The organism is Herbiconiux sp. (assembly GCF_023264855.1).
Classification (GTDB): domain Bacteria; phylum Actinomycetota; class Actinomycetes; order Actinomycetales; family Microbacteriaceae; genus Herbiconiux.
In genome coordinates this window covers 1-9684 of record NZ_JAHFUW010000086.1, presented here as the reverse complement: position 1 = coordinate 9684, position 9684 = coordinate 1, and the positions used below count along the sequence as shown (strand labels likewise).

Annotated in this window: 6 protein-coding genes; 2 read left to right on the top strand and 4 right to left on the bottom strand. The window is 65.7% G+C overall.

Annotated elements, in window-relative coordinates:
* Positions 1-145 precede the first annotated feature (145 nt).
* On the top strand, positions 146-910 hold the full coding sequence (locus tag Q0D75_RS20660) for a hypothetical protein (RefSeq protein ID WP_291057712.1): 765 nt from the start codon (positions 146-148) through the stop codon (positions 908-910).
* Between the two features lie 399 nt (positions 911-1309).
* On the opposite strand, the gene Q0D75_RS20655 is transcribed toward Q0D75_RS20660, so the two are convergent.
* From Q0D75_RS20655 to Q0D75_RS20645, 3 genes are all read right to left on the bottom strand, one after another.
* Positions 1310-2194: an endonuclease NucS domain-containing protein gene (locus Q0D75_RS20655; protein ID WP_291057710.1), complete on the bottom strand. Its 885-nt coding sequence runs from the start codon at positions 2192-2194 to the stop codon at positions 1310-1312.
* Positions 2195-2618: 424 nt separating this feature from the next.
* Positions 2619-3326, bottom strand: coding sequence for a hypothetical protein (locus Q0D75_RS20650; protein ID WP_291057708.1), 708 nt, complete (start codon positions 3324-3326; stop codon positions 2619-2621).
* Positions 3317-3853, bottom strand: coding sequence for a hypothetical protein (locus tag Q0D75_RS20645; RefSeq protein WP_291057706.1), 537 nt, complete (start codon positions 3851-3853; stop codon positions 3317-3319). Before Q0D75_RS20645 ends, Q0D75_RS20650 begins: the two co-directional genes overlap by 10 nt.
* Positions 3854-4031: 178 nt before the next feature.
* Between Q0D75_RS20645 and Q0D75_RS20640 the strand changes: the two genes are divergently transcribed.
* Positions 4032-4364 (top strand): hypothetical protein, encoded by a 333-nt coding sequence (locus Q0D75_RS20640; protein ID WP_291057704.1) that lies wholly within the window; start codon positions 4032-4034, stop codon positions 4362-4364.
* Between the two features lie 132 nt (positions 4365-4496).
* Here the strand turns inward: Q0D75_RS20640 and Q0D75_RS20635 are convergent.
* A partial coding sequence (locus Q0D75_RS20635; protein ID WP_291057702.1) for a DUF4011 domain-containing protein occupies positions 4497-9684 on the bottom strand: 5188 nt, incomplete at its 5' end.

The window sequence follows — 9684 nt, the reverse complement described above, 5'->3', positions numbered from 1 at the left end:
TTCGCCTCATCACGGACAACGTTGCTGAGGAGGTGGCTGTGGAACTACCCCTCACGTTGACTGCGTAGCCAAGCTCATTCTCGAAGAATGTTCGTTACACCACTCCACGGGACTTGACCCCGAACTCAGCAGCGAGGGACTCGGTGTGGCGGTCTTCACCCACCACAACGACATGCTTGCGTCACTGTCGGATGCGCTCGAAGCAGAGGGCATCGAGCACGACATTGTCGGGCTGAGTGATGCGCTCGCGGCGGCTTTGGACGCCCAAGTGACGATGATGCAGTTCCGATTTGGCGAAGCTTCGTGGGAGGACGTGCTCGAGTCACTCGCGGTCTTCCTGACGAGCGCGCAGCGTGGTGCCCAGGTGCCGGTGCTGGCAACGCAGATCCTGAACGGCACCGGCCCGCAGACGCTCCTCGAACGGCTGATTGCACTTCGCGGCCGGTTGACTGACGCCGTAGCAGTCGAGGCGGCGGTCGACGAAGCGCGTGCGGCCCACGACACTCTTGGATTGCCGCAGAAGTCAGGCGCATGGGCGCAGGCAGGCGTTCTAATTGCGGTGATGCACGCCCGTGCGAGTCGGCAAGGAAGGGATCAGAGCAGTACGCAGATCGTCGCGACAATCTCGGCTGAAGCGCGCGAGGCTGGCTACGCCGCTCTAACCGACTCGGTACTCAGCCCGCGAGAGGTGCAATTGATGAATCTGTATCAAACCAAGGGTCGCGAGGCGGACGCGACCATCGTCGTCCTTCGCGAAGGAGACTTCATGGGCAAGGAGGTCGAGCCGTTTCGGAAGACGAGCAGGCTGCTCTACGTCGTCTTCTCTCGCGCACGCCAGCGAATAATCGTGCTGCTCGTCGGCGGGCGATTGCATCCCGCAGTTGCGCCGCTTTCGCAACTGGTGGTCTGATCGTGCTGGGCAGTCGCCGAGGTTTTGACGGATCGAACGGCCCGGAGCGCGTTCGCACGTGCGGTCGAAGCCTGCATGTGGAAACCCGGATGGCGGCAGATGCGTTCGCGCGCGAAGCCGAGGGGTTCGCTGGCGTGGACGGTCGATGCGTTTGTTGGCGATTTCGAAAGCGTTGATCGCATCACGCTGTCTCAGCCGCAAGCACGATCAGGTACAACAGTTCGGTTTGCATAGACGATCACCGGCTTATATCTCTGCATTCGGCGATGAGCTGCGACTCCATTCGATGGGGATACCAGGTGCTGACGCTTGCGTAAGGGCCGCAAGAAATTGCTCGGTCTCTGGGCCGCCGAAGCGCGGCATAATCCACGTGCCCTCACTGTCAACGATGCCAAGGTCCTACCACCGATGCTTAGGGCTGCTACCTGAGGCCTCGCGGACGAAGGCATCCTGCACAGATTCGCCGAGTCGGGGGTTCACGACGTGCCAGCGGTGGCCAAGGGTTGCTTCAAGGATTCTCGCGCGGTCTACGCCCGCTTTGAACGCCTCGGACACTGCGAACTTCACGGCGCTCTGCTTGCTTGCATTGGCAATGTGTTCTGACCCGACGGAGACGTTGTAGCGGGTGAAATCGCGTCCGCTCTCGCGGTTGACTGTGTTTGACGCGCCTTTTCGGCGCTGCTGGATCTGGAACGACTTCGCTTCGGGCAACGGAATGATCTGCTGCAGGTCAAGCAACACTTCACCGTGAAGCTTGTATGCCACGATCCGGAAGCAGGATATGTCGGTGCCGTAGTTGTCATTCAGCCAAAGGACGGTGCTGGTGATCTCTGTGCTGAAGTCGGCGGAAACGAGAATGATGCGGACCTGATTTGCCAGCTCGTCGATGGGTCCATCGATCCAGTTTGTGATCGTCTGTCGAGCGTCGGAGACCTCGACTTCGTGGGCATCAGCATACGTTTCGATTAGGTGGTCGAGTGTGATGGTCGAGACCATCGCTACATAGCGCAAAGCCTGCAGCTCCATGTGTCCACCGTCTTCGGTGCGCTTGAGCTCGATCACAACGAGCCCGCCCTTACGATCCAGCGCGAGAATGTCGACCCGACGGCGTGAATCGTCGAAAAGGCTGTACTCCTCGGCTATCGCCAATAGGTCTTCGCCCAGTATCTCGATGCGGTCGAGGAGGAGCCGCTGGATGTCTTGCCGTTCTCTGATCTGCTCGGCAGCGAAACTCGTTCTCGGGAGAGGACAAAGTCCGGAATCTGAGTAGCTGTAGAGAGGCATGGGCTCATTCTGCCGAGGAGTTCAGGCGTTGTCTCTGCGGCCCTCGTGGTCGAAATCGTGCTGAAGCAAGAGAGCAGTAACCAGCGGAGCCGCTGAGGCGCCGGCATGGGACACGCTGGGGCCGCCGCCCGAGGCATGGGACGAACTCGCGACTTTCAGCTGCCGTTCTAGCTGCCTGGGGTGGCGGATTCCACTACTCGGGCCAAGAGTGAGACACCGATCAGGACCAATCCGAGAGTCATGCAGATCTCTCGGACGACGATCGCGATGGATCCGGCGATTGCGTGGGGGACATCGGCCGATTGGAAGATCACCGTCAACCATCCGTCGGTGACCAACGCCAGGGCGGCTCCGATCGCTGCGAGAACGATGCCCGTGATGAAGATCTGGCGAGCTGTGAGGCGTGGAGGCATGAGCGGTCCGTTCAGTTGGGGGCGGCTGTCGAGGAGTCGCGGCAGAATGACTTCACGTCTGGGCCCAGGCGCGAGAATTCGGATTCGAAGGCCAGATCTTCCGGAGCCAGCCCGCGGAGTTCGGCTGAAGCTGGCTTCTGGATCAACGACTCGACTTCGGTCGTGACGCCTGGGAGCACCTTTTCGAAGGCGGCTCTGTCGGAGTCGAACATCGACGCATCCGTCAAATAGGTGGAGGCAGTGCTGCTCACGAACTGAGCGCATTCGTCGAGCGGGTCTGGCTGGTAGCCCCTGGGTAGAACCGGGATGGACTGCGTGGGCCGCAGTGCGACCTCGGCTTGGGCGGCCACATCTTCGACGTGCTGGCGTGGACCGATTGCGAACCAGTTGCTGTTCTGGACGAGCCATTGGCTGTCGGGGTCGATGGCCCAGTCTTGCAATGCCACCAGGCTGGCAGTCGGTGAGTCGAAGACGCGGATCTGCGTGATCGACCCATCGCTGTCGACGCAGATCGTCCCTCTCATCGAGGCCAGGTGGTAGACGTCGTCGAACAGCGGTAGGGCCCGTACGCACGAGAGTGCGGGTTCGAGAGTCGCGAGCTCTGCGTCCAGATCGTGTGCGGCGGGATTTGCCGTGCCCGCACACGAAGAGCAGACGAGCACCGCGAACGAGATCGCTCCCGTCGCGGTGGCCCGTCTGCTGGTGGTGGTCAGTGCCAAGCGATCATCCCGGCAGTGAGAAGGCCTGTCGCATAGGCCTTGAGCTTCTGGTAGCCGAAGACATTGCCCCACGAGACGTTCTTCGCGCCGCTCTTGCCGCAGCCGACACCGAAGTAGACGGGCGATTTAGCGGCGTTGTACCCGAGCCCTGACACACAGGCTTCCGACCGCGAGAAGGGAGCGATCGACCAGGTGTAGCCGGCCATCGCTCCCGGTGAGCCGATGTAAGCACAAGTCGCCTGAGAGACAGGGCCGTACCCACCGAAGGGAGGGAAGGATGCCGTGCTACCGCAGCGGTCGGTTCCGAGGAGGTCGCTGTCGCCGCCGGTGATGGTGCCGTCGGTGTGGATGACGGGATCACTCGGATCGATTGGCTCGACCTGGACCGGGGGTGTGGCTTCGCTCTCGGTAAGCGTGCTCGCCGACGCCGTTCCGGGGGCGATCAGCATGGCTGCGCACGTGACGGCCATGGCGGCTGCGACGCACAGGCGGACCTGCGTGGTGCGGACATGGGGGAATGTGATCATCGTTGACCCTTCAACTGGATAACACTGCGGTGGATATCCGTTCCCCCGAACGTTGATCACAGTAGGGTAATGAGCAATAATCAGCAAGGCATGCTATCTCCGTGTAGGCGGACCTTCGAAAAGGGCGACAGCGCAGTCGTGATCGCGGCATGAATAGAGAGATCGTAGGCGAAGCGCAATGAGCAGGCCGCGGTTCATCCCAGTCGACCAGGACGGGGTATTGCCCGACGGCAGCGAGTTCGTTCTGAGCTATGTCGAAGTCATCGGCGACTCGATCGTGCTTCGTCTGCATCTAAACGACGCACGGGCGATCAGGCGTTTCGCCGGGCCACTGCTCGGGCTCAGGGATCACCACGGGCAGGAATTCGAGTGGCGGTCGTCGGCGTCTGGCGGGTTGATTCCGGGAGAAGTTCTGCACGAGTTTGCGGACAATTTGTCGGAGCGGGCGCGCGGCATCGAATTGTTTCTGCGTTCGAGCGATTTCACACTCGGCGTTGTCGAGCTCGCGTGAGGGACCACAGGACGCGCTCGAGTTCCGAGGCCAGCTCGTCCAGGTCGGTTCGCTCGGTCGGCAGGGCGGAGAACGAAAGGGCGGGGATAAGGCTTCATCCCACCCGTCATCGGGAGGGCTTGCGCGGGTTGGCTAGCTGAGGTTGACGGCCTGGATGATACCGAGGTCTGTCCGCTGCAGGCGGCCGTTTTCGATGGCCCACGTCAGAGCTGCATCGAGGCGGGTGCTGATTGCTTCCGTCATTCGTTTGCCACCGAAAATCGCCAGGGCCTCGCGCTTGAGGTCGGGCTCCGCCAGACCTGCCGAGGCCTCCGCGACGATCGACATCGCGTTGGCGATCTCGACGAGGGAGACGTGATCGAGGGGGCGGGCTTCGCCCTGCTGCGAGGAGCGTGATCGGCGCCACGTCGCCGGGTCGAGCTCGGTTGGCCAGGCGAAGGGCTCGGTTGAGCGCGCCTTCATCTCTGGTGGGACGAAGCTCAGGATGGCTGTTGCTCGGGATTGGGCGACCTTGTTCAGGTCGAACGCGGACGCCACGAGCTTCGCCAGCCTGACCAGGTGCACCGGGCCTTCCGTCGCCACGATCTCTCGGATGACGGCCTCCACTGCTCGGGCGGCGTCGTGACGGGGGAGCGCGTCTAGGACGGCGATCGAGCCGACCCTTCGTGGGATCCACGGGACGTAGGGCTCGATGAGGTCGTCGATGACGGAGCGCTGCGCGGCAGGTGCGCTCGCCAGGTTCTTGAAGAGGTCGGGCGCATCCGCTGCGGCGAGGTCGTCGCTGGTCGGCGCTTCTGCGGAGAGCGCGGGCGCTGCTGCCAGCGACGTGGGGCTGTCGATCTCCTCGTCGGCCTGAACGGCCTGCTCGACCATGGAGTCGACTCGGGCGAGCTGGGCGCCGTTGACTTCGGCCGCCTGGACGTCGGCGATCGCCAGTTCGAGGCGGTCGAGCACCGCCTCGCGGGCGTGCAACCACTCCGGGAGCCAGACGCGCTCGACCGCCGGCCAGTGCATCAGGTTCTTCAGCACCTCGGTGGGGAGACCGTCTCGGTCGGCGACCGTGCGACGGGACTTCCAGGAGTCGCCGTCGAGGAGGACCGCCAGCAGGGGGCGGTCGGGGGCGTCTGCCGGCGCGATGCTCAGGTCGACGCGGAAGTCGGAGAGGCCGACGTCCGTCTTCACCGCGAGGCCGCGCATCCGCAGTTCGTTGGCGATGTCGTCTCGGTGGCGGTCGAAGATCGCTGTGCGGCGGGGGTCGGCTTCGAGGGCTTCCGATCCGCTGGCCGCCATCTCGAGGTAGGACTTCAGGTGCTTCACTCCGATCGAGCTGGTCTGCTCGGCGCGGAGTTCTGACGGGTCGAAGCTCGCGAAGAGCAGCACCTGACGGCGTGCTCGCGTGACCGCGACGTTGAGGCGGCGCTCGCCGCCGGCGCGCTGCAGAGGGCCGAAATTGAGGGGGAGGAAGCCCTTCTCGTTCACGCTGAACGCGATCGAGAACAGGATCGCGTCGCGCTCGTCGCCCTGCACGTTCTCGAGGTTCTTCACGAACAGGCCCTCGCTGTCGTTGTCGAGGGCGTTCAGGATGCGCTCGTCACCGGTGTCGCGCAGCAGGTTCTCGATGAAGTCGCGCTGCTGGGCGTTGAACGTGACCACGCCCAGCGAGGGGGCCTCGAAATCGGCGGGCGGGACATCCGTTTGCGCCGCCGACGCCGCATCGAAGCGGCGGCGGATCTCGGCCACGATCGCCTCGGCCTCGATGCGGTTCGTGCGCAGCTCCTTGCCCTTGCCCGCGCGGTTGAAGGTGCCGTTCACCCGCACCATCGAGACGCCGTAGCCGTCGAGAGACTGCCGCTCGGCCGACCTCAATGGCGCCGGGAACGACGAGAGCCGGCTCTCGTAGTAGTGGTGATTGCTGAACGAGATGAGCGACTCGTCCTGACTGCGGTAGTGCCACGAGAGCCACTTGCTCGGCACCTGCGACTGCACGCACTCCGAGAGGATCGACTCCTCGTCTTGCACCACGACGGCCTCGAGCTCGACCTCGTCGTCGGCGTCGAGCGCCGTCTCGCCGAAGCTGGTGGGCGGCATCTGCTTGCTGTCACCGACCACCACGACCGAATCGGCGCGACCCATCGCACCCACGGCATCCGCCACCCGGATCTGCGATGCCTCGTCGAACACGACCACATCGAACAGGCCCGGCTTCGCGGGGAAGAAGCGCGCCACCGACTCGGGCGACATCAGCGTGATCGGCAGCACCTGCGTGATCAGCTCACCGAAGGTGTCGAGCAGGGTGCGCACGCTCATCCCGCCCCGCTGGCGCTCGAGCTGACGGCGCAGCAGACCCACCTGGCCGGCCGGCGCGCTCGAATCGAAACGCCGGAGCGCCAGCACGTGCGCCGGGATGGCGTTCGGCAGCTCGGCGCGGATCGCGAGTGCACTCGTGGTGAAGCGCTCGATCGAGCGGTTGTGGGCGGTCGGGTCGAAGTCGGCCAAGGTGGTCGTCTGTTCGCGTTCGTCGACGGATGCCGCGGCGAGACCCTTCTCGAACGAGAGGCGTGCGTCATCCGCTGTGAGGTCGCCGACCTCGAGCGCCTTGACCGCGGCGGTCATTCCGCGGCGGCGGAGGGGTTCGAGAGCGCGGGTGAAGGCCAGCCAGCGGTCGAGGGCGACGGGCGTGGGGGAGTCGAGGTTGCGGCCGGCGCGGGTGGCGGCCCAGGTCTCGAAGAAGGCTTGGGGCTGGGGCTCGTGAGACTGGCTTGTCAAGGTGGTCTGGCTGGTCGAGGCGACGTGGCCCGTCGCGCCCGTCATGCCTGCCGAGCCGGAGGCCCACGCGCCGAGATCGCTTGCCGTGGTGTGTGCTGCCGTGATGAGAACCGACCACGCTGTTGCCAGCGCTGCGATCGCGGCGGCGCGGGAGGCATCCGCGGGCATGGTCTCGTACAGGCGGCGGCACTCGCGGGTGAACGCGTCCGGCTCCTCACCGGGGCGGACGCCGATGGTCGTGCCGACCCAGCGGAGCCAGGCGATCTGCGCGGTCACCGATTCGGCGTCGCTCTGGCGAAGGGGGTTCCAGTCGGCGGCGATCCGCACGCCGTCGAGCTGGTGCACGTAGGCGCGCAGGGACTGGAGGTAGGCGGCCGACTCGGCGATCTGGCCGGTGAGGGTCGAGAGCTGCTTGAGATCGACCGCGTCGGGGGAGCGCAGGGCCGGGGCCAGCTTAGCGGCGACCGCGCGCCGGCGCTTCTTGCGACCGAAGAAGCCGGACTGGTCGGCGGCGAGGGCCTCGGCGTGGATGCCCGCGATGTCGAGGGCGACGGCCTCGGGTTGGGCCTGCTGCAACCAGGCCGGGGGCGACTGCGTGAGGGCGGCCAGCCGGTCGACGACTGCTTGCGCCGCGGTGTTCCAGGCGCTGGGCGTCGTGGTGTTGCGCGCCGCGTCGATGGTGGCGAGCGGTTCGCGCTGGTAGCCGTCGATGCGGGACCAGTCGGCGAGCTGCTCGGGGGAGTTCGCGAGTGCGAAGAAGTCGAAGGTCGCACCCGCGTCGAGTGCCGCCGCGATCGCCTGGTCGAGGGCCTGCGCGGCGATGTGCACCGCGGTCGAGTCGGCCGGGGCATCCGGTCGGTCGACGACGAAGCCCCAGGGGTTCACCCGCTGCGGACGCACGTAGTCGGCCGTCTCGGGGAGGTCGCGGAGGGCCACCCGGATCGCCTCGAAGTCGTCGGGCGAGCCGCCGGAGACCAGCGCCGACGGGACGGGCATCTCGGGCACGAACGCGTCGGCCGCCAGCTCGCTCGTGCGGGCAGAGTAGAGGGAGAGACCGGCCGAGTTCTTCTCATGCAGGCGGTCGGCGTAACGCGAGAGCGTGCGCCGGTTGGAGTTCGCGATCTCGAGGTTGGTGCTGAGGGCGGCGCCATCCGTCGTCACGCGATGCTCGAGAGCGGCCTTGATCTGCGAGCGCACCGCGGCGGGGCGCGCGCCCTTGTCGTGCAGGTCTAGCGAGAACGGGCCCAGGCCGATCTCTTCGAGTCGGCGCTGCACCACGGCGAGGGCGGCACGCTTCTCGGCCACGAAGAGCACGCGCTTGCCGTCGGTGAGTGCCTTCGCGAGCAGGTTCGTGATGGTCTGCGACTTGCCGGTGCCGGGAGGGCCCTCGAGCACGAAGGTGCGGCCTTGCGCAGCTTCGGCCACTGCCTCGAGCTGCGAGGAGTCGGCGGGCACCGGGCACTGGGCGCTTAAGGCATCGAGGTCGACGGCGTTCTCGGCCGTCGCCTCGGGAACGGGGTCGATGAACGGCGCCGTCGGCGTCTCGATGAGGTGCTTCACCAGCGGGTTGCCGGCGAGGGACTCCCAGTTCTCGTCGAGGTCTTTCCAGAGGCGGTACTTGGCGAACTGCAGGATGCCCAGGTTCACGGTGTCGTCGACCCGGAACGGGAGGTGCGCATCGAGCATGGCCTGGCGGGTGGCGGTGAAGGCGGCCTGGAGGTCGATGCCCGCGCCATCCTGGACCGGATCGGCCAGACCTGGAATCGTGAGGTCGTAGGCCTGCGACAGCTTCTCGAGCAGGCAGTAGTTGGGAGTGGATGCGCCGGACTCATCGAGGGTCAGGCGGTAGAGCGACCCGCGGTTCGCCGTCGTCAGCCTCACGGGAACCAGGATGAGGGGCGATCGGAGCTCGCGGTCGTTGAACGTCCAGTGCAGCATCCCGAAGGCGAGGTAGAGGTTGTTCGCACCCGTCTCCTCCACGATCGTCTTCGCCTTGTAGGCGAGGTAGCGGAGCTTGGTGGCGTACGACTCCTCGGTGATGTCGATGAACGCCTCCTTGCGGTCGGCGAGCAGCTGGGCGCGTGTGTCGTCGGGGAGGTCGCGGCCGAACTGGATCTTGCGCTCGCGGTCGACGGCGCTGACCGCATTGGAGGGGCGGAGCGACAGATGGATGCCGGCGTTGATCTGGTCTTCGAGGTGCGCGAGGGATGCGCTCGGCACGGCCAGGGAGTAGCCGGCGCGGTCGGTGAAGTTGATCAGGCGGTTGCGGAGGCTCAGGTCGAGGAGGGAGTTCTTCCACTGGGCTACGCGGGGTGGGGCGGCTCGTCTGTTGGTCTCGTCGTTTTTGGCTCTGGTGGTCTCGCGGCCGTCGCGCAGCGCGACTCTCGCGGCGACCCGGTATTCGGTGACGACGACGGTGCCGTCGGCATCCACGGATCTGGACGGCAGGGGGAAGATGCTCGCCGAGCGGGCGGCTCCGACGTCGATCGCGCCGATGAACGTGCTCGGCGCTCCCTCGATGCGCGCTCGGGCTGCGCGCTTGGCGGCGTCGAAG

Coding starts and splice junctions, on each gene's coding strand:
- Q0D75_RS20640 (WP_291057704.1), top strand. CDS start 4,032: ATGAGCAGGCCGCGGTTCATCCCAGTCGACCAGGACGGGGTATTGCCC.
- Q0D75_RS20655 (WP_291057710.1), bottom strand. CDS start 2,194: ATGCCTCTCTACAGCTACTCAGATTCCGGACTTTGTCCTCTCCCGAGA.
- Q0D75_RS20645 (WP_291057706.1), bottom strand. CDS start 3,853: ATGATCACATTCCCCCATGTCCGCACCACGCAGGTCCGCCTGTGCGTC.